We start from the raw sequence: 19,892 nt of genomic DNA on the forward strand, positions 1-19,892 counted from the left end.
AACGCCTGCGCTGAACCAGCCCGCGCACGCCCGCGTCGCGGAATGGCTCGGCCACCTCGAAGCTGCCGAGCGCCGCTCCGCGCACACACTCCGCGCCTATCAGACGAGCCTCAATGGCTTCGTGCATTTCCTTGGCGGGCATCTGGGTGCTGCGGTTACGGACAGCGCGCTCGCCGCGCTCAGCCTCGCCGATCTCCGCGCCTATCTCGCGCACCGCCGCACCGAAGGTCTCGCCAACGTCTCCGTCGCGCGCGAGGTGGCTTCGCTCCGCAGTTTCTTTCGCTGGGCCAGAAAGCACCGCGGCATCGATTGCAAGGCGATCGCAGGCCTCGCCTCGCCGCGTCTGAAAAAGCGTGTGCCGCGCCCGCTCGCGCCTGCCGATGCCACCGGCGTTGCCGACCACGCGGGCGAGGATGCGCGCGAACCGTGGATCGGCGCGCGCGATACGGCGGTGCTGCTGCTGCTCTACGGCTCGGGCCTCCGCATCGCGGAGGCGCTGTCGCTCACGGGCGACGTGCTTCCGATCGGCGCGGCGATCACCGTCACCGGCAAGCGCGGCAAGACGCGCGTCGTCCCCGTGCTGCCGAAGGTGCGCGAGGCGATCGAGGCCTATCTCGCGCTTGCGCCGTTCACGCCTGCGCCCGGCACGCCGTTGTTCCGGGGCGCGAAGGGCGGGCCGCTGTCGCCGGGGATGATCCGCGCCGCGATGCGCGCCGCGCGCGCCGCGCTTGGCCTGCCGCCCTCAGCGACACCGCACGCGCTCCGCCACAGCTTCGCGACGCATCTGCTGGCGCGCGGCGCGGACCTGCGTTCGATTCAGGAGCTGCTCGGCCACGCCAGCCTGTCGTCGACGCAGGTCTACACGGAGGTCGATGCGGCGCGACTGCTCGATGTTTACCGGCACGCGCACCCGCGCGCTTGATCCGCCTATTCGTGGGGCTTCCAGGTGATGACGCGCCAAAGGTAGCCGGCCACGCACAATACGATCACGGCGGTGCCCACCGGCCCGACATAGGCCTCGATCTCCGCATAATCCTGCCCGAGCTTGAAGCCCGCGACGGCGAGCAGCGCCGTCCATCCCGCGGTGCCGATGGTCGAATAGATGACGAAGCGCTGGAAGTTCATTTCCATGAAGCCCGCAGGCACGGAAATGAGCGATCGGAGCGTCGGCAGCATCCGCCCGAACAGCACGAAGGCCGCGCCGTGCTGGTCGAACCACTTGTGCGCCTTCTCGATGTCGCCGAGGCTGACGGTCAGCCAACGGCCGAAGCGCCGGACAATGGGATCGAAGCGGTGGATGCCGATCTGCTTGGCGAGCAGATACCAGAAGACGTTGCCGAACATCGCGCCCGTGGTGCCGGCCGCAATGGCGCCTATGAGGCTGAACCCGCCTTTCGCGGCTTCAAGCCCGGCGAAAGACATGATGACTTCGCTCGGGATTGGCGGGAACACCGTTTCCAGAAACATCAGGAAGGCGATGCCGAGATAACCACTCTCGGCAATCAGCTGCTGGACCCATTCACCCATATCAGCGGGAAAGCCGCTTCAATATCGCGTCCCAGATCATGCCTGGCGTATCGGTGCCGTTGAAACGGTCGATCGCCACGATGCCGGTGGGTGAGGTGACGTTGATTTCGGTGAGGTTGCCGTCGATCACGTCGATGCCGACGAACAGCAGCCCGCGCCGTTTCAGCTCCGGCCCCAGTCGCGCGCAGATTTCCTCCTCGCGCGCCGTAAGCTGCGTTTTGGCCGCATTGCCGCCCGCCGCGAGGTTGGAGCGAATTTCGCCCGCCTTGGGCAGCCGGTTGATGGCGCCCGCGATCTCCCCGTCGACGAGCACGATGCGCTTGTCGCCGTCGCTCACCTTGGGAAGGAAACGCTGCACCATGAAGGGTTCGCGCCATACGTTCGAGAACAGCTCGACAAGCGCGGGAAGGTTGCCGTCGTCCTCGCCCAGCTTGAACACGGCGGCGCCCGCATTGCCGTGCAGCGGCTTCACGACGATGGCGCCGTGTTTCTTGCGGAATGCCATCACCTCTTCAAGCCGCCGGGTGATCAGCGTCGGCGGCATCAGGTCGGCGAACTGCGTGACGAAAAGCTTCTCGGGCGCGTTCCGCACCTCGCGCGGGTTGTTCACGACCAGCGTTTCGCCGTCCAGCATCTCCAGAAGGTGCGTGGCGGTGATGTAGCCGATGTCGAACGGGGGATCCTGCCGCATCAGCACGACGTCCACGTCGCTGCCGAGGTCGAGGTTGCGCGCCTCGCCGAGTGTGTAGTGATCGCCCGCGACGTTGCGCACGGAAACGGGCCGCGCGTGCGCGATTACGCGCCCGTCGCGCCACGAAAGCTGGTCGGCGAGGTAGTGATACAGCGTGTAGCCGCGCTCCTGCGCCTTCAGCATCAGCGCGAAGCTCGAATCGCCCGCGATGTTGACGCGCTCGATGGGGTCCATCTGGACAGCGACGGTGAGGCTCATGGGCATTCCTTTGATTCGCGAAGGCCGTCTAGCAGCTAAGCCCAATCCCCGTCGACCACGCCTTCGATGTGGCGGGGCAGGCGGCCGCGCGAGATGACCAGCGCGTCGATGCGCGCGCCGTCGCAGCCTGCCATGTAGCGGCCGAGCGCGAGGTTGGCGGCGCGCGCGACACGGCGCAGGCGCGCGGGTTCGAGCGCGGCGGAAGCGTCGGTCTCGTCATTGCGGGCTTTCACCTCCACGAATGCCAGCATCCGGCCGCGTCTTGCGACGATGTCGATTTCGCCCGCCGGGGTCCGCACGCGTTCCCCAAGGATGCGGTAGCCTTTGAGCCTGAGCCACATCGCCGCGATGCGTTCGGCGCGGCGGCCGCGCCGTTCGGCCGCTTGTCGTGTCATGCGTTGTCGCGGAGTTCGAGCGCGCGGGCGTAAACCTGTTTGCGGGGGAGGTCGAGCGCGGCGCTTACCTCCGCCACGGCGGATTTCAGCGGCTGGGTTGCCATCGCGGCAGCGAGCGCGGCGTCAAGCGTGTCGGCGTCCGCCGGGGCGGCGGGTTCGGGCGGGCCGACGACGATGACGATCTCGCCCTTGGGCGGCGCGTCCGCATAGCGCGCGGCGAGTTCGCCGAGCGTGCCCGTCACGGTTTCCTCGAACGCCTTGGTAATCTCGCGCGCCACGGCGGCGGGGCGGTCGCCGAGGCCATCTTTCAGTGCCTCAAGCGACCGCGCAAGCCGATGGCCGGATTCGTAGAACACGAGCGTCGCATCCAGCCCCGCGAATTCCGCGATTGTGTCCGCCGATGCTTTCGCTTTCGCCGGAAGGAAGCCCGCGAACAGGAAGCGGTCGGTGGGTAGCCCCGCGAGCGTCAGCGCCGCAATCGCCGCGCACGGCCCCGGGATCGTCGTCACGCTGATGCCTTCGGCGCGCGCCTCCCGCACCAGCTTGAAGCCGGGATCGGAAATCAGCGGCGTGCCCGCGTCGCTCACGAGTGCAACCGATTCATTTCGCATACGTTCCAGCAGGCGTGAGCGCACGCGGCTGTCACTATGGTCGTGATAGGGTGCCATCGGGCGGTCGCTGCCGATGCGGGCGAGCAGTTTTGCTGTCACGCGCGTATCTTCAGCGGCGATTAAGCCTGCGGACCTCAACACGTCGGCCGCACGGAGCGTTATGTCGCCCAGGTTGCCGATGGGCGTCGCCACGATGTAAAGGCCGGGTTCAAGATCACCGGGTTCAGATTCTGGGGGTAAGGGTGCCATGGACATGTCGATTTACAGCATGGAGGGCCGCGGGCGATTTTGGAATCGCTGTTTTTCCGGCCTGAAGCGGACGGCGCTGCCGATGGTGGCGCTTGCCGCCGCCGCCTGTACGCAAACAGTCCAGAAAGCGCCGCAAGTGGAGGCGCCGCCGGCGCCTGTGCCGGTCGTGGAAGCGCCGAAAGAAATTCCCCAAAACCGCGTCGCTCTGCTGCTGCCGATGTCGGGGGGCACCGCGCGTGTCGGCCAATCGCTGGCGAACGCCGCGAACATGGCGCTGCTCGATGTGAAGAACACGAACATCAAGCTCACCGTCTATGATACCGCGCCCGGCGCCGCCGCTGCCGCGCGCCGCGCGGTTGCGGAGGGCAACAAACTGTTCCTCGGGCCGCTGCTCACGGCGGATGTCACTGCCGTGCGCGGCGTCGCGAAGGCGGCGGGTATCCCGATCATCTCGTATTCGAATGACGCAGAGGTCGCCGGAAACGGGGTTTATATCCTTGGCTTCCAGCCCGATCAGTCGATCGACCGTGTCGTGCGCTATGCGCGCGCGCAGGGCGTGGAGCGCTTCGGCGCGCTCGTGCCGGTCGGCAATTACGGCCAGCGGGCTTCGGGCGCGATGCTGCGCGCGGTGCGCGAATCGGGCGGCAAGGTCACTGCGGTCGAAACCTACGAACGCTCGCGCGCCAAGCTGCAGGCCGCCGTGCGCCGCCTCACCGATTACGAAGCGCGCGTCGCGCGGGCGAGCCAGGGCGGCATCGTGCGCGCCGACGGCACGGTCGCGCCGGTGCAGGACCGTTTGGGGCCGGTCTCTTTCCAGGCGCTGCTGATCGCGGACGGCAGTCAGATCGCGTCCGCCTTCCTCGGCCCGCTCACGCAGTACGGCGCCGGGCCGGGCAAGGTGCGCTACCTCGGCCCCGAGCTCTGGAACGCCGAACCCGGCATCCGCAGCGTTCAGGGGCTGCACGGCGCGTGGTACGCCAGTGTACCCGACACGCGGTTCCAGCAGCTCGCCTCCCGCTACCGGGCGAAGTTCGGCGGCGCGCCCTCGCGGCTCGCCAGCCTCGGCTATGATTCGGTGCTGCTGGTGAATGCGATTGCGGGCGACTGGACGATCGGATCCAGCTTCCCCGAAGCGCGCCTTCGCGATGCGGATGGCTTTGCGGGCGTCGACGGCATCTTCCGGTTCGGCGCCTCAGGCATCGCTGATCGTGGCCTTGAAGTGGGGCAGGTGGGTGCCTCTGGAACGACAGTCGTCTCACCCGCGCCGCGCACCTTCGCGAAGCGTCCGGGGGCCTGATCAGGCCATCAGCCGGGCGATCACCGCATTCAGCAGCGGCTGGCCCGTATGGGTCAGTCGCAAGCGACCGTTCTCACGCGCAACCAGCCCCAGCTGCGTGGTTTCCGCAAGGCCAGCAGGACTGATGACGTCGTCGAGCGCAACGCCCGTGCGCGTCGTGAAGACCGCCTCGTCTAAGCCTTCGAGCAGGCGCAGCCCCATCATCAGCGCCTCGTCGGCGCGCGTGTTGGCTTCGAGTGGGGTTTCGCTCGCCACCGGCGTTTTCAGCCACGTCTCCGGCAGCCGTTCGCGGGTCGTCGCCATGCCGCCGCGTCGTCCGTGCGCGCCGGGGCCGACGCCAACGTAGTCGCCGTAGCGCCAATAGGTGAGGTTGTGGCGGCTTTCCGCGCCCGGTCGCGCGTGGTTCGAAACCTCGTAGGCGGGCAGCCCCGCCGCCGCCGTCATCGCGCGCGTCATCTCGAACATACCGAGCGAGGCGTCTTCCTCGGGCAACGTCAGCCGCCCTAGCCGCGCGCGCGTCGCGAACGCCGTCCCCGGCTCGATGGTGAGCTGGTAGAGCGACAGGTGTTCGGTTCCGAACGCCAAGGCGCGCGTCAGTTCGGCCTCCCATTCCCCGGGCGTCTGCCCCTCGCGCGCGTAGATCAGGTCGAAGCTCACGCGCGGGAAATGCCGCTGCGCCACATCGAGCGCGGCGAGTCCCTCGCCAAGATCATGCGCGCGTCCCAGCGCCTTCAGCGCCGCGTCATCGAGCGCCTGCAGACCCAGCGACACGCGGTTCACCCCCGCCGCGGCGAACCCCGCGAAGCGCCCGGCCTCGACGCTCGAAGGGTTCGCTTCCAGCGTGATCTCGGCGTTCTCGAAGCCCCACAGCCGGTCGGCGGCATCGATGATCGCACCGACCGTTTCGGGCGACATCAATGAAGGCGTGCCGCCCCCGAAGAACAGGCTCGAAAGCCGCCGCCCAGGCGTCAGGCGCGCCTCGTATTCCATGTCGGCGATCAGCGCGTCGCGCCACGCCGCCTCGTCGATGCGCTCGCGCACATGGCTGTTGAAGTCGCAGTACGGGCATTTGGAGACGCAGAATGGCCAGTGGACGTAAAGCGCGAGCGGCGCCGTTATTTCAGACATGCCTCAACCAGTTGCGCAAACGCGCGTGCACGGTGGCTCATCGCGTGCTTCGCGTCCGGCGCCATCTCGCCGAAGCTGATCGTGTGGTCCTCGGGCACGAACATCGGATCATAGCCGAAACCTTGGTCGCCACGCGGCGGCCACACGAGCGTGCCGTGCACATGGCCCTCGAACGTCTCGACGTGACCGTCCGGCCACGCCAGCGACAGCGCGCAGGTGAAGTGCGCGCTGCGGTCCTCGGCATCGCCGAGCGCTTCGTGCACCTTGCGCATCGCGAGGCCGAAATCCTTCTCCGGTCCCGCCCAGCGCGCCGAATAAATGCCGGGATCGCCGCCGAGCGCGTGTACCGAAAGCCCCGAATCATCGGCAAGCGCCGGAAGCCCCGATCCGCGCGCAGCGGCGAGCGCCTTCAGTTCGGCATTGCCGCGAAACGTCGTCTCCGTCTCCTCCGGCTCGGGCAGGCCCGCATCCCCCGCCGACACCGGCTCGATACCGAACAGCGCCAGCAGATCACGGATTTCCCGCACCTTGCCGGGGTTGTGGCTCGCCACGATCAGCGTGCCGGGGAGGAGCTTTCGCGCCATCGCTTAGCGCCCGGTCGCCTTCGCCTGCGCCGCGTAGATCTTGCCGCAGCCGATGCGCGCGAGGCGGAGCATCCGCAGCAGCGTCTCCTCGTCGAACGGGTCGCGCTCGGCGGTGCCCTGCACCTCCACGATGCCGCCCTTGTCGGTCATCACGAAATTGGCGTCGGTCTCGGCGGCGGAATCCTCGGGGTAATCGAGGTCGAGCACCGCCGTGCCTTCATAAACGCCGCAGCTGATCGCGCCCACCTGCGCGCGAATGGGGTCCACCGTCAGCAGCCCGTCCGCCATCAATTTGTCGATTGCGATGCGCAGCGCCACCCAGGCGCCGGAAATCGCGGCGGTGCGCGTGCCGCCGTCGGCCTGCAGCACGTCGCAGTCGATGGTGATCTGCCGCTCGCCGAGCGCCTTCAGGTCCACAATCGTGCGCAGCGAGCGGCCGATCAGGCGCTGGATTTCCTGCGTGCGGCCGGATTGCTTGCCCTTCGCGGCCTCGCGCGATCCGCGCGTGTGCGTGGCGCGGGGGAGCATTCCGTACTCGGCCGTCACCCAGCCTTCGCCCTTGCCGCGCAGGAACGGCGGCACGCGCTCTTCCAGGCTTGCCGTCACCAGCACATGCGTGTCGCCGAACTTCACGAGGCACGATCCTTCGGCGTGGCGCGAGAAGCCGGGGATCATTTCGATGGTGCGCATCTCGTCGGGCGCGCGGCCGGAAGGTCGCATGAAAACTCCTGTACGGGGGAATAGGTTCTGCCGCGCCGTGTACCGGCTCGCGACACCGGGGTCCAGATCACTTGAGAGGGGCGCAGCGCCACCCTACATTGCGCTGCGATGACGAGCGGTCCGACCATATCAGAGCTTTCCGACCGCGCACGCGCCGTGTTCCGGCAGGTGGTCGAGGAATATATCGCTTCGGGCACGCCGGTCGGTTCGAAGACTCTCGCGACGCGCGCCGACAGTCTCGGCCTCTCGTCGGCCTCGATCCGTAGCGTGCTCCACGATTTGGAGCGCGTTGGCCTGCTCGGCAGTCCGCACACCTCGGCAGGCCGCGTGCCCACCGATTTCGGCCTGCGCCTGTTCGTCGACGGCATGATGCAGGCGAGCGAGGCGGGCGCGGAGGAGCGCGCCGCGATCGAAGCCGGTCTCCGCGCGCCCGATCGCGCCGTGGAGGACGTGCTTTCGCGCGCGACTGCGGTCCTCTCCGGCCTCTCGTCCTGCGCCGCCGTGGTCATGGTGCCGCGCACCGAGCGCGTGCTGCGGCAGGCGAGTTTCACGGCATTGTCGCCGACGCGCATTCTCGCGATCCTCGTCGCGGACGATGGCACGGTCGAAAACCGCATCGTCGAAATGGAATATCCGGTGTCCCCCGCGGCGCTCATCGAGGCGGGGAACTATCTGACCGCGCGCCTTGCCGGCTCCACGCTCGCCGACGCCACGGCGCTGCTGAAGCTGGAGATCGAAACCGAACGCGCGCTGATCGACAGCGCCACGCATGATCTCATCGCGCGCGGTATCGCCAGCTGGTCTTCGGACGATGCCGATCGCGCCGTGCTCATCGTGCGCGGCCAGTCGCACCTGCTCGATGATGCGGCGGAGGCGGATTTGCAGCGCGTGCGTTCGCTGCTCGCCGATCTCGACGACAAGGTCGAAATGCTGCGCGTGCTCGACGATGCGCGCGAGGCGCGGGCCATGAAAATCTTCATCGGCTCTGAAAACAAGCTCTTCTCGCTCTCCGGTTCATCGGTTATCGCCGCGCCATACAGCGGCGCCGAAGGCCGGATCGTCGGCGTCGTGGGCGTCATCGGTCCCACGCGCCTTAACTATGCACGCATCGTGCCCATGGTGGACTATACCGCTCGAACACTCAGCAGGCTGATAGGATGATTGAAGACAACGAAAAGCTGACTCCCGAAGAGATCGCCGCCGCCGAACAGCCGGTGGAGACGCCGGAGGCCGACCCGCTCGCCGAGAAGGACGCCGAGATCGCCGATCTCAAGGACCGGCTGCTCCGCGCCGTCGCCGAATCGGAAAACGTCCGCCGCCGTCTTGAGCGGGAGAAGGCGGATGCGGTCGCCTACGCCGTCACCGGCTTCGCGCGCGATCTGCTCGGTGTTGCCGATAACCTCCGCCGCGCGCTCGATGCCGCCGCGAAGGACGATGTCGTGGCCAGCCCGCTGCTTTCGGGCGTCGAGATCACCGAGAAGGAGCTGCTGAAGGCGTTCGAGAAGCACGGTATCGCCCGTGTCGAAAGCGTCGGCCAGAAGCTTGATCCGAACCGGCACCAGGCGATGCTCGAAGTCGTGCAGGAAGGCGCCGAGCCCGGCCAGATCGTTGCCGAGCTGCAAACGGGCTATGTCCTCAAGGATCGCCTGCTGCGCCCCGCGATGGTCACTGTTGCGAAGGAAGCCTGATGGCTGAGCCCGATCCCATCTGCGGCGTATGGCAGCTCGACCAGTGGGTCGAGTTTCGCGACGGCGATCCCTACGTGCTCGATGCGAGCGGGCGCATCTTCTACCATCCCGAGGGCCATGTGAGCGCGATCCTCACGCGGCAGATGGACGGCGCCGACCCGCTCGTCATCGCTTACGCGGGGCGCTGGCAGCGAGAGGGCGACGACGTGCATCACGCCGTCGAGCACGCCACTGTCCAGCGCTGGGTCGGCACGACGCTCACGCGCCGCGTGGTTGAATTCGATCCCAGCGGCGACGGCCGCCTTCTGCTCCGCACGCCCCCCGAAACCAGCCGCTCGGGTGCCGAGTTCTTCCACGACCTCATCTGGGTGCGGGCGGTTTAACCGCAGCGCTTCGCCACCGGGAAAATCGACGGGGTGGGCGCGAAACCCACCCCGAATGCCTCAAATCCCGTCGAGGCCCTTGCTGACCAGAATGTTCACGGCAACGCGGCGGTTCTGTGCCTTGCCTTCGGCGGAGTCGTTGCTTGCCGCCGGATCCGCTTCGGCCATTCCGGTGGGCGTCAGCATACGATACGGCTTCCAGCCGCAGGCCTGCTGCAGGAAATTCACGACCCGCGCGGCGCGCTTCTCGCTCAGAACCTGGTTATATTCCTCGCTTCCCGTGGAATCGGTGTAGCCGACGACAAGCAGCAGCGCGTTGTCCATCGCTTCGGCCTCGCTCGCGGCCGCGCAGAGATCGGTTTTCGCCTGGTCCGACAGCACGGCCTTGCCGGTGTCGAAGTTCACGCTCATCGTGTTTTTCACATTATACTGATCGATATCCGCCACGCGGCCGCGAAGTGCCTCCGTCGCTGCGGACTGCTCGGCAAAGCGCTGGTCGGTCGCGTTGTGGATCATCGACGCGGTCTTGAGGTCCTTGTTCTTGAGCGCGACCTGGCTCGCCACCAGCCCTTGCCCCCACTGCACCGTCTTGATGGTGACCGGCAGACCGTTCAGCAGTGCGTCCAAGGCCAGTTTCTTGCTGCTCGCCCCGAGGAAGCCGCCGCTGGATTTCACCTTCGTCGCCTCGCTGATGAAAACCGTCTGTTTCGCGCCGCCCGGGATGGTGACCAGCATCTTCTGGTCCTTGCGGGCCGCGATGAAGCCTTCGACATCAGGCCCTTCGGGCATCCCCGAAAGGTCGGCCGGCGGATAGGCGTTCACGTCTATGGACGGGTCGGTCGCGCTCATATCCTGCGGCTGCGCATGCAAACTGGCCGGCACCAGGCCGGAAAGCGCAAGCAGCAAGAACATTCTCGGACTTTTGGAAATGACGCTCATCGTGTTGCTCCTTCAAATTCGACCCAACCGACCGCGCGTGGGCGCGCGTGCCGTCCGATCTGCATCTTCCGCGACGCCGTATCCGGCTGCCGGAGTCCCCTCCCTGGCGCCGAACCCGAACGTCACGGATGCCTTGCGTGTTCGGATGCATCCTTCGGACACAACATTGTGGTTAACGCCAGTATTACGGAGACGTTTCGAGAGTCTCATGCGGCGAGCCGATGCCGCGCACGTGCAGAATCGCCCCCGGCCCCTCGAAGGCGCTGGAGACTGTTATCGTCGAAACGGCTTTCTAACGCCGCATTTGGGAGGGGGCCAAGGTGCGCACTTGGGCGCTACACCACCAACCCCATGTGCCGATTCACTCCCGCTTTGCGGCAGCAACGCCTGCGATCGTAATGCCGGCACCCGGCGCTCCAATCGGCGCGGTCGTTGAGAAGGGAGCAACGATCTCCTCGCCGTCGGGGCCGTAGAAAAATGGGGTGAATTCCCCCGTCGGGGTGCCGTTTCGGCTCACTGTGCCGCTTGCCCCGACCATGCCCAGCGTGCCGGCAACGTCGTAATTGCCGAATTCGACTGTGCCGCTTCCGTCCGAGGCCGTGCCTGCCATGCCGAGCACGCCGGTGTAGCTCTGCGCTCCAAAGTCGACAGTGAACTGCGACGTGCCTTTCACGGCGTAGGACGTGGTCGAGGGATACTGTTGGCCAGTGGCATAAAGGACGCCGCTATAGGAGCCCGTGCCGGTTTTGCCAGCAAGCAGGCCGGGCGGGGTCTCTAAGCCGTAGGCGGCATATTGTTCGATTGCCGTTCTGCCACCTGCGAAGGGAACGCTGGTCGAATAGTGAACGAAGCTTGCATAGGTGAGCGCGAGCTCACTGTTGTCCGGCCCCGGCTTGTAAAGCCGCAACTCGACATCCTGCGTGTCGTAGCTGCTGCTGAAACTCTTGCGATAGGTCACGAAATTGGGGTCGCTGCTCGCGACTTTGTCGTTGATCGTGAAATGACCGCCATAAAGGTCGGACGTAGGCGTGCTGTAGCTGAACGTTTCAGAATTCTGTCGGTTTAACTGGCCAACCAGATTGTGCTGGAAGCGCGTATAGAAAAGCTGTGATTTCGTGAGGTTGGTGAGGGTAAGATTTTCCGGGATAACATTCGCGTCTCTCTGCCCGGTGAATCCGCCCACAACTGTCATTCCGGCCGTGTTCGAGCCGGAAAAAGCGCCGCCAAGTTCCTCGCCGGCCGGGCCGTAGAAGCGGCCGCTCAATGTGCCTGCAGCCCCTCCAAATCTACCCCGGTACAGTGCATTGCCCGAGAAACTGCCGTCGCTTGACGACAAGTGTCCCGCGCCGATGAATTCCATGCCGCCGCCGGATTCACTCCCACCCGTCACCAATGTCGTCTCGGTAAGGTAGCTGTGGGTCGAGAATACGCCGGCAGCGAAATCAACGCTGAACTCGCCCTGTCCATTAAAGGATCGCGGTTCCTCCCCGGGGAAAGAGACAGCGCCAAAAGTATCCGTTCGAAATCCTGCGGTGCCCGTTCTGGGAACGCCTGCTGCAGCGGTCGGCAGGCCATAAGTCAGAACGTAAAAGTCCATGTCTTGCCGTGTGTCGGTCAGCACATTGCGCTGCCAGTAGGCCAAGCCGACATATTTGTTGGACGTAGAGCTTGAGTAGGGTGTCGTTACGATCGTCAGATGTTCATGCGCCCCGTCCGGCTTTTCGTAGATGGTCTCCCCATCGGCGTTGGACTTTATGTCTGCTGGCGTGAAATTCTGGCTTCGGCCATCGGCGCTGACGCTATAAGTCTTCGTGTCTGCGTTGTAACTGATCGTCAGACTATTTGGGCGAATTTCTCCGTTGATCCCGGTATTTGTGACGGTATCAAACGAAACCTTCATTCCGGCGGCGTCGCTAACGAAATTCTGGGAAGCTTTCAGGTCTGTGATTATTGTGTTGGTCGGTGCTGGCGGCGGCGGTGGCGGAGTATTGACTCCACCGCTTCCAGAACCGCCGCACGCTCCAAGCAGGAGCAGAGTTGCGGACGGTATTCCAGAATTTTTCGACATAACTCCCCCTAATTCGCAAGCGAAGGCCACTTTTACATGGCAATCAATAGCGGAAAATTAGTTGATTGGGGAAGTTACATATTCGTGAATACTAGTATTTATGAGCGGAGATTGTTTCAAAAGGCGATGATTTGGATGCCTTTTGAAAAGGAGCCGCCGCCTTCCGTCTGCAGGCCGTCTTAACGGATGCGTCTCTCGCTGCTAAGCCGAGCGCGCAGGCCCGGCTAAGCAATCCTCCGCTCCCCGCGCTCCCCCCGAAACGGCAACAACGCATCATAGGTCGCAAGCGGCGGGGTGCCCGGTATCTCGCCGCCCAGGCGTTTCACGTAGGCGTCGCGGACGATTTCCGCCTGCTGCTCCAAACCGTAGTCGGAAAAGCCGAGGCCGGGTTTCAAGGGGAGGTAGTCGTAGCGCGCCAGCGGTCCGCGCCTCAGGATCAGGTTTACGCCCTGCTGGTGCTGCCACACGTGCGTCAGTTCGTGGATGATGAGGCCTTGCAGGAACAGCGATGCGCGGCTGAAATCGTCGCGCCAGGAGGCGTTGTTGGGGTGGAACCAGATGTGCCCGTCGGGCGCCATCACTACCCACGCGGGTTGCAGCCACCACCATTTCGCGCGCCGGAGGGTGACGCGCGTGAGATCGATCGCGTCGCCGAAGGCGCGGCGCGCCATCATGCGTTCACCGTCCGTCAGCGGTCTAATGATGGGTGTGCTCTCCGGCCTTCATCTCTGGCGCGGTTGCGCTCATCGCGTGCGCGGAAACCGCGACGCGGCCGGCCTTTTCGAACACGAATGTCAGCGGTACGCGCGAATCGGGTTTCGTCTCCGGCAGGCCGAACACCATCACGTGCATTGCGCCCGGCTTCAGTTCGATCTTCTGGCCCGGTTTCAAAGGCAGCCCGACGAGCGGGACCATGCGCATCACGCCGTTCTCGGCCTTGCTCGCGTGCAGTTCGAAGCGCGCAGGTTTCGGGCCTTCCACGGCGATCAGCCGATCCGCGAGCGGGCCGCCCGTGATCGTGGCGTACATTGCGGCCGGTCGGCCCGCGACGACGGGCAGGCGGATCCACACATTGCTCACGGCCGGCGGGGTGGGGGGGGCTGCCAGTGCCCGGCCGCCGATCGCCGCCGCCACCAGCAGCAACAGGGCGGTCACACACGCCGCGATTCCAAGGTTTCTGTCGATACGCGCCAAGATCTTGTATCCTTCGCCAGAGGCATCCACGCTCCGCATGAACGCTTCATGCCACAGCTCGGGGCGGTTGCGCCATGCGGCAGCACGTCCTCGTCGCACATGCAAAACGCATCGGCGGCGTGCGCACGCCCTTGTATGGTGCTGGCGCTGTTCTTACATCGCCCGCGTAGATCAACGACGCTGCGGCAAATCTGCGCAGTGGCGGGATCAATTGTTTGTTCCTGCTTGGCATTTGAAAGAGGAAGCACGGGAGATATGGGCAAGGTAATCGGTATCGACCTTGGCACGACCAACAGCTGCGTCGCCGTGATGGAAGGCAGCAAGCCCAAGGTTATCGAGAACGCGGAAGGTGCGCGCACGACGCCGTCGATGGTCGCCTTCACAAAGGATGGCGAGCGTCTCGTCGGCCAGCCGGCGAAGCGCCAGGCGGTGACGAACCCGGACAATACGGTGTTCGCCGTGAAGCGCCTGATTGGCCGCCGTTTCGACGATCCGGTCACCAAGAAGGATATGGCGCTCGTCCCCTATCACATCGTGAAGGGCGGCAATGGCGACGCGTGGGTAAAGGCCGGCGGGGAGGATTACAGCCCGTCGCAGGTCTCTGCCTTCATTCTCCAGAAGATGAAGGAAACCGCCGAATCCTATCTCGGCGAGACCGTCACACAGGCCGTCATCACCGTGCCCGCCTACTTCAACGACGCGCAGCGCCAGGCGACCAAGGATGCCGGCAAGATCGCGGGTCTTGAAGTGCTGCGCATCATCAACGAGCCGACCGCGGCGGCGCTTGCCTACGGGCTTGAGAAGAACGACGGCAAGACGATCGCGGTCTATGACCTTGGCGGCGGCACCTTCGACGTGTCGATCCTCGAGATTGGCGACGGCGTGTTCGAGGTGAAGTCCACGAACGGCGACACCTTCCTCGGCGGCGAGGACTTCGACGCCAAGATCGTCGATTCGCTCGCCGACGGTTTCAAGAAGGACGAAGGCATCGACCTCCGCTCCGACCGTCTTGCGCTGCAGCGCCTCAAGGAAGCGGCCGAGAAGGCGAAGATCGAGCTGTCGTCCGCGCAGGCGACGGAGGTGAACCTCCCGTTCATCACCGCCGACCAGAACGGCCCGAAGCACCTCGTGAAGACGATCACGCGCGCCGACCTTGAAAAGCTAGTCGGCGATCTGGTCGCCCGCACGCTGGAGCCGTGCCGTAAGGCCCTGAAGGACGCCGGGCTCGACAAGGACAAGATCGACGAGGTCGTCCTCGTCGGCGGTATGACGCGTATGCCGCTCGTCCGCGAAGAGGTGAAGAAGTTCTTCGGCAAGGAGCCGCACACGGGCGTCAACCCCGATGAGGTCGTCGCGATGGGCGCCGCCATTCAGGCGGGCGTGCTGCAGGGCGACGTCAAGGACGTGCTGCTGCTCGACGTGACGCCGCTGTCGCTCGGCATCGAGACGCTGGGTGGCGTGTTCACGCGCATGATCGATCGCAACACGACGATCCCGACGAAGAAGAGCCAGGTCTACTCGACCGCCGAGGACAATCAGGGCGCGGTGACGATCCGCGTCTTCCAGGGCGAGCGCGAGATGGCGGCGGACAACAAGGCGCTCGGCCAGTTCGATCTGGTCGGCATCCCGCCGGCGCCGCGCGGTGTCCCGCAGATCGAGGTGACGTTCGACATCGATGCGAACGGCATCGTCAACGTCTCGGCGAAGGACAAGGGCACCGGCAAGGAACAGCAGATCCGCATCCAGGCGTCGGGCGGTCTTTCGGACAATGACATCGAGCAGATGGTCAAGGATGCCGAGAAGTTCGCCGACGACGACAAGAAGCGCCGCGCGAAGGCCGAGGCCCGCAACCAGGCGGACAGCCTCGTCCACTCGACCGAGAAGCAGCTCGCCGAGCATGGCGACAAGGTGGATGCCTCCACGAAGGGCAGCATCGAAACCGCCGTCGCCGCGCTGAAGTCCGTGCTCGACAGTGACGACGTCGACGACATCAACGCCAAGACGCAGGCGCTCGCGCAGGAAGCGATGAAGCTCGGCGAGGCGATCTACAAGGCGGAAGCCGCCGCTGCGTCACCGGAAGGCGATGCACAGGCCTCCGCGTCCTCTCCTTCGGACGAGGACGTCGTCGACGCCGAGTTCTCCGAAGTCGACGAAGACAAGAAGGCGTAAAGTCAGGAACGGCGGTCATCCGGGAACGGGTGGCCGCCGTGCCAGCGGGGGCAGGCCGGGCGTATGGTTGAAGCCGATTACTATGAACTCCTTGGCGTCGAGCGCAGTGCGGACGGAGCGACGATCAAGTCCGCCTACCGTCGCCTCGCCATGCAGTATCACCCGGACAAAAACGGCGGCTGCACGGATTCCGAGGCGAAGTTCAAGGCGATCAACGAAGCCTATGACTGCCTGAAGGACGATCAGAAACGCGCCGCCTATGATCGCTACGGCAAGGCCGCGTTTGAGAACGGTGGCCCCGGCAACGGCGCGGGCGGTGCCGGCTTCGGCGACTTCGCGGACATTTTCGAAGGCATTTTCGGCGAGTTCATGGGCGGCGGGCGCCAGCGGCAGCGCAGCAGCGCCATGCGCGGTGCGGACCTCCGTTTCGACCTGAAGCTCAGCCTTGAGGAAGCCTTCGCGGGCAACACCCGCACCATCGAGATCGATGTCGCCACGGTTTGCGAGCCCTGCAGTGGCTCCGGCGCCGCGCCGGGCGCCACCGCCAACACCTGCGGCACCTGCGGCGGCCACGGCAAGGTGCGCGTGCAGCAGGGCATGTTCCTGATGGAGCGCACCTGCCCGAACTGCCACGGCGCGGGGCGCGTCATCTCCGATCCTTGCAAGGAATGTCACGGCGCGGGCCGCGTCGACAAGCACAAGTCGCTCGACGTGCGCATCCCTGCGGGCGTGGACGACGGCACGCGCATCCGCCTGTCGGGCGAGGGCGAGGCCGGCGCGCGCGGCGGACCTCCGGGCGATCTCTACATCTTCGTGCATCTCGAACCGCACGACATTTTCGAACGCGACGGCACCAATCTCTATGTGAAGGTGCCGGTGCCGATGACGCTCGCGGCGCTCGGCGGCACGGTCGAGGTGCCTTCGATCGATCGCGAGGCGGTGGAACTCAAGGTTCCGGCCGGCACGCAGAGCGGCAAGCAATTCTCGCGGCGCGGCCACGGAATGCCGCCGCTGAACGGGAGCGGCCGCGGCGATCTCATCATCGAGGTCGAGATCGAAACGCCGACGCGGCTGTCGAAGCGTCAGCGCGAACTGCTGGAGGAGTTCCAGGCATTGGAGCCCGAGGCGGCAAGCTGCCCGGAAAGCCACGGTTTCTTCGCGAAGATTCGTGCCAAATGGGATGAACTGACCGATTAGCCGCAGAGGAGAGCGCGATGATCAAGGTTTACGGATCGACACTGTCGCCGTTCGTTCGCAAGGTTGTCGTGGTGCTCGCCGAGAAAGGCCTCAACTACGAGCTGGTGGCCGCGGGACTTCAGTCGCACGATCCCGATTTCCTCTCCGTCTCGCCCTTCGGAAAGATGCCCGCGTTTCGCGACGGCGATTTCGGCATCTCCGATTCCTCGGCGATCATTCACTATCTCGATGCAAAATATCCCGAACACCGGCTCATCCCGCAGACGCCGGAGGATCTTGGCCGAACGGTCTGGTTCGATGAGTTCGGCGACACCATCGTCACCGCCTCCGCCGGGAAAGTGTTCTTCAACCGCGTCGTTGCCCCGCGCTTCCTGAAGCAGGCGGGCAGCGAGGACATGGTGCAGCAGGGCATTGCCGAACTCCCCCGCCTGTTCGACTATCTGGAAGGCGTCGTGCCCGCGCCCGGCGGCTTCCTCGTCGGCGATGCGTTCAGCCTTGCCGATATCGCGGTGGCGAGCCCGTTCGTGAATCTGTCGCACTGCGCGCTCGATGTTGATTGCGCGAAGCATCCCCGGCTTGGCGCATGGCTGCCCACGATCTTGTCCCGGCCGTCTTTCGCGGCGGTCGTGGCGGAAGAGAAGGCGTTTCTCGCCGCCTAGACAGGGTGCCGCGACTTCGTCACAGTCCGTGCCATGTCGCTGGAAAGCAAGCTTGAGGCGTGGGTCGCCGCCGGTCTCATCGATGCCGATGCCGCCGCGCGTATCCGCGCCCATGAGGAGGCGAACGATCGTCCCTACGTGCTCTGGGCGATCGTCGGCCTCGGCCTGTTCGCGCTGGCGCTCGGCCTCGCGCTCATCGTCGCCGCGAACTGGGACGTTATTGCGGACTGGCTGAAGCTCGGCGCTCATCTGGTGCTGACCGCCGCTGCGGCTGTTGCCGTCTGGGTTGGCGCCGCGCGCGGCAATCGCTGGCTGAAGGAAGGCGCGCTGTTCCTGCTCGCCGCGCTCGTCCTCGCGGGCATCGCGCTCCATTCGCAGGTCTATCAGCTCACCGGCCCGATGTGGCAGGCACTCGTGCCCTGGCTTCTCTTGATGACCCCCGCGATGCTACTCGCGGGCAGCACGCGGCTCGTGGCCTATGGCTGGGCGGGTATGCTGCTTGGGACGCTGGCGTCGCTGGCGCTGGAAAACGAGCACGCCGCCGGGCTCTGGTATTTTGTCCACGGCCTCGCGATCGCAGGGCCTGTCCTGCTCATTGGTCTGTCACTGCTTCCGTGGCGCAATCGCCTCAGCTTCGCAGACGGGCTGCGCGAGGTGGGTGTAATCATCTGGCTCGGCGGGGTGAGCTTTGCGCATTTCGTGTGGGCTGGAACGGTAACCTCGACTGAAGCCGGAGAGATGGCCGTGCGCCTTGTCGTTCCGGTCGTCGTCGCAGCAGCGGCTGTCTGGGCCGGTCGCCGCTGGCGAATGATCCCGCAGGCGATGTTGCTGCCGATCATCGCCGCCCCGATGGCGGCACTGCTGCTGGCAACTGTGGTCCCCCACGCAGACGGCTGGCCCGCGCGCCTCGCCGGTGCGCTCATCTACATGGCGATGTGGGGCGTCATCGCCCGCGCCGCGATCGTCTCCGGCTGGCGCGCGCTGTTCGGCGTCGCCATCGCGGCGGTCGGCATCCGCATTTTCATCATCTATTTCGAGCTGTTCGGCTCGCTGGCGACGACCGGCGCCGGGCTCATCATCGGCGGCATCCTCCTCATCGCGCTCGCGCTCGGCTGGCGCCGCGTGTTCGCCCTCGTCGGGAGGACACGTGCATGAAGCGCTGGCTTGCCTTTGCCCTGCTCCTCCCGCTCGTCGGCCTCCTGCTCAGCATTGCCGCGCGCGAGGCGGGGCTTTCGGGCGCGTCCGAATGGCGTATTCCGATCGCAGGCTTCGATCCGCGCGACCCTATCCGCGGCCGCTTCATCCAGTTCCGCTATGACTGGCGCGTAGCTGGCGATCCCGCCGTCTGCACGGGCACGGCCTGTGGTCTTTGCCTGTCCGAACAGGCGGGAGAGATCGTGGCGACGATGGTGGCGCCGGGCACGGCGTGCCCGGCCTATATCGATGTAAACGGCAGCAACATCAGGCGGTTGAACGTCGCACCCGGTCAGGTGCCGGACTTCTCAAGCCGCATCTTCGTGTCAGAGACGAGCGCGCCCAAGCTTGAGGATATGCTGCGCCGCGAGCCGATGGTGGTGGTCGCGCAGCTCACGCGCGGCGGCCGCCTCGTCAACGACAGGCTCGAACCCGCGAACTAGATCCGCTTGGAAATCGCGATCGCCGCCCGGCACCCCGCGCGGATCGCGGCGGAAAGCAGCGGATAGGCGGGCGCCTGCTCGGCGCCGTGCGCAATCGCCGTATCGCGGTGCTCGCGTTCTTCTTCGGCGAATTCCTCGATACGCGCCTTCAGCTCGGGATCGCTGTCGCCAAGCGCTTCGGCCTGCTCGGCATAGTGGCGGTCGATCTCTGTCTCGATCGCGGCTGTGCACGCCATTGCCGCGCGCGGCCCCATCAGCGCGGTCGCCGCGCCGAGCGCATAGCCCGCGACATGCCAGAAGGGCGCCAGCGCCGTCGGCCGGACGCCCCGCTCCACGACCATGCGATTGAACACGTCGAGGTGGTGCTGCTCCTGCGCGCGCATCCGCGCGATCTCGGTGCTGTCGGGATGGCGGTTCCCCATCACCGCGAGTTGCCCCTCATAGATGCGGGCGGCGCCATATTCGCCCGCCTGATCGACGCGCAGCATGGAGGCCGTG

Annotated in this window: 22 protein-coding genes; 10 read left to right on the top strand and 12 right to left on the bottom strand. The window is 65.7% G+C overall.

The genetic code is table 11. The features are described 5' to 3' along the window. Positions 1–10: 10 nt before the first annotated feature. Positions 11–922, top strand: a complete 912-nt coding sequence (locus AAC014_RS15345; protein WP_339710378.1) for a tyrosine recombinase XerC — start codon at positions 11–13, stop codon at positions 920–922. Positions 923–927: 5 nt separating this feature from the next. On the opposite strand, the gene AAC014_RS15350 is transcribed toward AAC014_RS15345, so the two are convergent. Genes AAC014_RS15350 through rsmI form a run of 4 tightly spaced genes read right to left on the bottom strand, consistent with a single transcriptional unit; the run spans position 928 to position 3,731 of the window. Next, positions 928–1,527, bottom strand: coding sequence for a DedA family protein (locus AAC014_RS15350; RefSeq protein ID WP_339710097.1), 600 nt, complete (start codon positions 1,525–1,527; stop codon positions 928–930). Position 1,528: 1 nt separating this feature from the next. Next, complete coding sequence (gene gshB / locus AAC014_RS15355; protein ID WP_339710100.1) at positions 1,529–2,476, bottom strand: glutathione synthase; 948 nt, start codon at positions 2,474–2,476, stop codon at positions 1,529–1,531. Positions 2,477–2,511: 35 nt separating this feature from the next. Continuing rightward, complete coding sequence (locus AAC014_RS15360) at positions 2,512–2,871, bottom strand: YraN family protein (protein WP_339710103.1); 360 nt, start codon at positions 2,869–2,871, stop codon at positions 2,512–2,514. Then, positions 2,868–3,731, bottom strand: coding sequence for a 16S rRNA (cytidine(1402)-2'-O)-methyltransferase (gene rsmI, locus AAC014_RS15365; protein ID WP_339710380.1), 864 nt, complete (start codon positions 3,729–3,731; stop codon positions 2,868–2,870). The genes AAC014_RS15360 and rsmI overlap by 4 nt, the downstream gene beginning before the upstream one ends. Positions 3,732–3,735: 4 nt before the next feature. Here rsmI and AAC014_RS15370 point away from each other — a divergent pair, with 4 nt between their 5' ends. Beyond that, positions 3,736–5,028, top strand: a complete 1,293-nt coding sequence (locus AAC014_RS15370) for a penicillin-binding protein activator (protein ID WP_339710105.1) — start codon at positions 3,736–3,738, stop codon at positions 5,026–5,028. On the opposite strand, the gene hemW is transcribed toward AAC014_RS15370, so the two are convergent. From hemW to rph, 3 genes are read right to left on the bottom strand one after another with little or no spacing between them, the layout of a single operon-like run. Next, positions 5,029–6,156 (bottom strand): radical SAM family heme chaperone HemW, encoded by a 1,128-nt coding sequence (gene hemW, locus AAC014_RS15375; RefSeq protein ID WP_339710107.1) that lies wholly within the window; start codon positions 6,154–6,156, stop codon positions 5,029–5,031. Then, positions 6,144–6,740 (bottom strand): RdgB/HAM1 family non-canonical purine NTP pyrophosphatase, encoded by a 597-nt coding sequence (gene rdgB, locus AAC014_RS15380; RefSeq protein ID WP_339710110.1) that lies wholly within the window; start codon positions 6,738–6,740, stop codon positions 6,144–6,146. Before rdgB ends, hemW begins: the two co-directional genes overlap by 13 nt. 3 nt (positions 6,741–6,743) lie before the next feature. Beyond that, positions 6,744–7,460, bottom strand: a complete 717-nt coding sequence (gene rph, locus AAC014_RS15385) for a ribonuclease PH (protein WP_339710112.1) — start codon at positions 7,458–7,460, stop codon at positions 6,744–6,746. Between the two features lie 108 nt (positions 7,461–7,568). Here rph and hrcA point away from each other — a divergent pair, with 108 nt between their 5' ends. The 3 genes from hrcA to AAC014_RS15400 are packed head-to-tail and all read left to right on the top strand — an operon-like array spanning position 7,569 to position 9,531. After that, a complete protein-coding gene (gene hrcA / locus AAC014_RS15390) occupies positions 7,569–8,621 on the top strand; it encodes a heat-inducible transcriptional repressor HrcA (RefSeq protein ID WP_339710114.1) in 1,053 nt (350 codons plus the stop codon). Continuing rightward, complete coding sequence (gene grpE / locus AAC014_RS15395) at positions 8,618–9,148, top strand: nucleotide exchange factor GrpE (protein WP_339710116.1); 531 nt, start codon at positions 8,618–8,620, stop codon at positions 9,146–9,148. The genes hrcA and grpE overlap by 4 nt, the downstream gene beginning before the upstream one ends. Next, entirely contained in the window at positions 9,148–9,531 is a 384-nt protein-coding gene (locus tag AAC014_RS15400; RefSeq protein ID WP_339710118.1) for a lipocalin-like domain-containing protein, read from the top strand. The genes grpE and AAC014_RS15400 overlap by 1 nt, the downstream gene beginning before the upstream one ends. A gap of 60 nt (positions 9,532–9,591) precedes the next feature. On the opposite strand, the gene AAC014_RS15405 is transcribed toward AAC014_RS15400, so the two are convergent. The 4 genes from AAC014_RS15405 to AAC014_RS15420 all read right to left on the bottom strand — a co-directional run bounded on the left by AAC014_RS15405 (position 9,592) and on the right by AAC014_RS15420 (position 13,732). After that, the gene (locus tag AAC014_RS15405) at positions 9,592–10,470 is read right to left on the bottom strand and encodes an OmpA family protein (RefSeq protein WP_339710120.1); all 879 of its coding nucleotides are present in this window, start codon (positions 10,468–10,470) and stop codon (positions 9,592–9,594) included. A gap of 361 nt (positions 10,471–10,831) precedes the next feature. Further along, positions 10,832–12,370 (bottom strand): hypothetical protein, encoded by a 1,539-nt coding sequence (locus tag AAC014_RS15410; RefSeq protein ID WP_339710122.1) that lies wholly within the window; start codon positions 12,368–12,370, stop codon positions 10,832–10,834. Positions 12,371–12,762: 392 nt separating this feature from the next. Next, on the bottom strand, positions 12,763–13,212 hold the full coding sequence (locus AAC014_RS15415) for a vgr related protein (RefSeq protein ID WP_339710125.1): 450 nt from the start codon (positions 13,210–13,212) through the stop codon (positions 12,763–12,765). A 22-nt stretch (positions 13,213–13,234) separates the two neighbouring features. After that, positions 13,235–13,732 (bottom strand): copper chaperone PCu(A)C, encoded by a 498-nt coding sequence (locus tag AAC014_RS15420; protein ID WP_339710127.1) that lies wholly within the window; start codon positions 13,730–13,732, stop codon positions 13,235–13,237. A 255-nt stretch (positions 13,733–13,987) separates the two neighbouring features. Between AAC014_RS15420 and dnaK the strand changes: the two genes are divergently transcribed. The 5 genes from dnaK to AAC014_RS15445 all read left to right on the top strand — a co-directional run bounded on the left by dnaK (position 13,988) and on the right by AAC014_RS15445 (position 19,394). Then, complete coding sequence (gene dnaK, locus AAC014_RS15425) at positions 13,988–15,901, top strand: molecular chaperone DnaK (protein WP_339710130.1); 1,914 nt, start codon at positions 13,988–13,990, stop codon at positions 15,899–15,901. A 63-nt stretch (positions 15,902–15,964) separates the two neighbouring features. Then, a complete protein-coding gene (gene dnaJ, locus AAC014_RS15430; protein ID WP_339710134.1) occupies positions 15,965–17,098 on the top strand; it encodes a molecular chaperone DnaJ in 1,134 nt (377 codons plus the stop codon). A 17-nt stretch (positions 17,099–17,115) separates the two neighbouring features. Beyond that, positions 17,116–17,757, top strand: coding sequence for a glutathione S-transferase family protein (locus AAC014_RS15435; protein ID WP_339710138.1), 642 nt, complete (start codon positions 17,116–17,118; stop codon positions 17,755–17,757). A 33-nt stretch (positions 17,758–17,790) separates the two neighbouring features. Beyond that, the gene (locus AAC014_RS15440; protein ID WP_339710141.1) at positions 17,791–18,912 is read left to right on the top strand and encodes a DUF2157 domain-containing protein; all 1,122 of its coding nucleotides are present in this window, start codon (positions 17,791–17,793) and stop codon (positions 18,910–18,912) included. Then, complete coding sequence (locus tag AAC014_RS15445; RefSeq protein WP_339710144.1) at positions 18,909–19,394, top strand: GDYXXLXY domain-containing protein; 486 nt, start codon at positions 18,909–18,911, stop codon at positions 19,392–19,394. The genes AAC014_RS15440 and AAC014_RS15445 overlap by 4 nt, the downstream gene beginning before the upstream one ends. On the opposite strand, the gene AAC014_RS15450 is transcribed toward AAC014_RS15445, so the two are convergent. Continuing rightward, positions 19,391–19,882 (bottom strand): demethoxyubiquinone hydroxylase family protein, encoded by a 492-nt coding sequence (locus AAC014_RS15450; protein ID WP_339710382.1) that lies wholly within the window; start codon positions 19,880–19,882, stop codon positions 19,391–19,393. The genes AAC014_RS15445 and AAC014_RS15450 overlap by 4 nt on opposite strands. Positions 19,883–19,892: the final 10 nt, after the last annotated feature.

It is taken from the genome of uncultured Sphingosinicella sp. (genome assembly GCF_963974575.1).
In the GTDB taxonomy this organism is placed as follows: domain Bacteria; phylum Pseudomonadota; class Alphaproteobacteria; order Sphingomonadales; family Sphingomonadaceae; genus Sphingosinicella.

Bases quoted from the DNA above. Each gene is read 5' to 3' on its own strand.
- AAC014_RS15350 (WP_339710097.1), bottom strand. From the start codon at position 1,527: ATGGGTGAATGGGTCCAGCAGCTGATTGCCGAGAGTGGTTATCTCGGC.
- gshB (WP_339710100.1), bottom strand. From the start codon at position 2,476: ATGAGCCTCACCGTCGCTGTCCAGATGGACCCCATCGAGCGCGTCAAC.
- AAC014_RS15360 (WP_339710103.1), bottom strand. From the start codon at position 2,871: ATGACACGACAAGCGGCCGAACGGCGCGGCCGCCGCGCCGAACGCATC.
- rsmI (WP_339710380.1), bottom strand. From the start codon at position 3,731: ATGGCACCCTTACCCCCAGAATCTGAACCCGGTGATCTTGAACCCGGC.
- AAC014_RS15370 (WP_339710105.1), top strand. From the start codon at position 3,736: ATGTCGATTTACAGCATGGAGGGCCGCGGGCGATTTTGGAATCGCTGT.
- hemW (WP_339710107.1), bottom strand. From the start codon at position 6,156: ATGTCTGAAATAACGGCGCCGCTCGCGCTTTACGTCCACTGGCCATTC.
- rdgB (WP_339710110.1), bottom strand. From the start codon at position 6,740: ATGGCGCGAAAGCTCCTCCCCGGCACGCTGATCGTGGCGAGCCACAAC.
- rph (WP_339710112.1), bottom strand. From the start codon at position 7,460: ATGCGACCTTCCGGCCGCGCGCCCGACGAGATGCGCACCATCGAAATG.
- hrcA (WP_339710114.1), top strand. From the start codon at position 7,569: ATGACGAGCGGTCCGACCATATCAGAGCTTTCCGACCGCGCACGCGCC.
- grpE (WP_339710116.1), top strand. From the start codon at position 8,618: ATGATTGAAGACAACGAAAAGCTGACTCCCGAAGAGATCGCCGCCGCC.
- AAC014_RS15400 (WP_339710118.1), top strand. From the start codon at position 9,148: ATGGCTGAGCCCGATCCCATCTGCGGCGTATGGCAGCTCGACCAGTGG.
- AAC014_RS15405 (WP_339710120.1), bottom strand. From the start codon at position 10,470: ATGAGCGTCATTTCCAAAAGTCCGAGAATGTTCTTGCTGCTTGCGCTT.
- AAC014_RS15410 (WP_339710122.1), bottom strand. From the start codon at position 12,370: ATGAAGGTTTCGTTTGATACCGTCACAAATACCGGGATCAACGGAGAA.
- AAC014_RS15415 (WP_339710125.1), bottom strand. From the start codon at position 13,212: ATGATGGCGCGCCGCGCCTTCGGCGACGCGATCGATCTCACGCGCGTC.
- dnaK (WP_339710130.1), top strand. From the start codon at position 13,988: ATGGGCAAGGTAATCGGTATCGACCTTGGCACGACCAACAGCTGCGTC.
- dnaJ (WP_339710134.1), top strand. From the start codon at position 15,965: ATGGTTGAAGCCGATTACTATGAACTCCTTGGCGTCGAGCGCAGTGCG.
- AAC014_RS15435 (WP_339710138.1), top strand. From the start codon at position 17,116: ATGATCAAGGTTTACGGATCGACACTGTCGCCGTTCGTTCGCAAGGTT.
- AAC014_RS15440 (WP_339710141.1), top strand. From the start codon at position 17,791: ATGTCGCTGGAAAGCAAGCTTGAGGCGTGGGTCGCCGCCGGTCTCATC.
- AAC014_RS15445 (WP_339710144.1), top strand. From the start codon at position 18,909: ATGAAGCGCTGGCTTGCCTTTGCCCTGCTCCTCCCGCTCGTCGGCCTC.
- AAC014_RS15450 (WP_339710382.1), bottom strand. From the start codon at position 19,882: ATGCTGCGCGTCGATCAGGCGGGCGAATATGGCGCCGCCCGCATCTAT.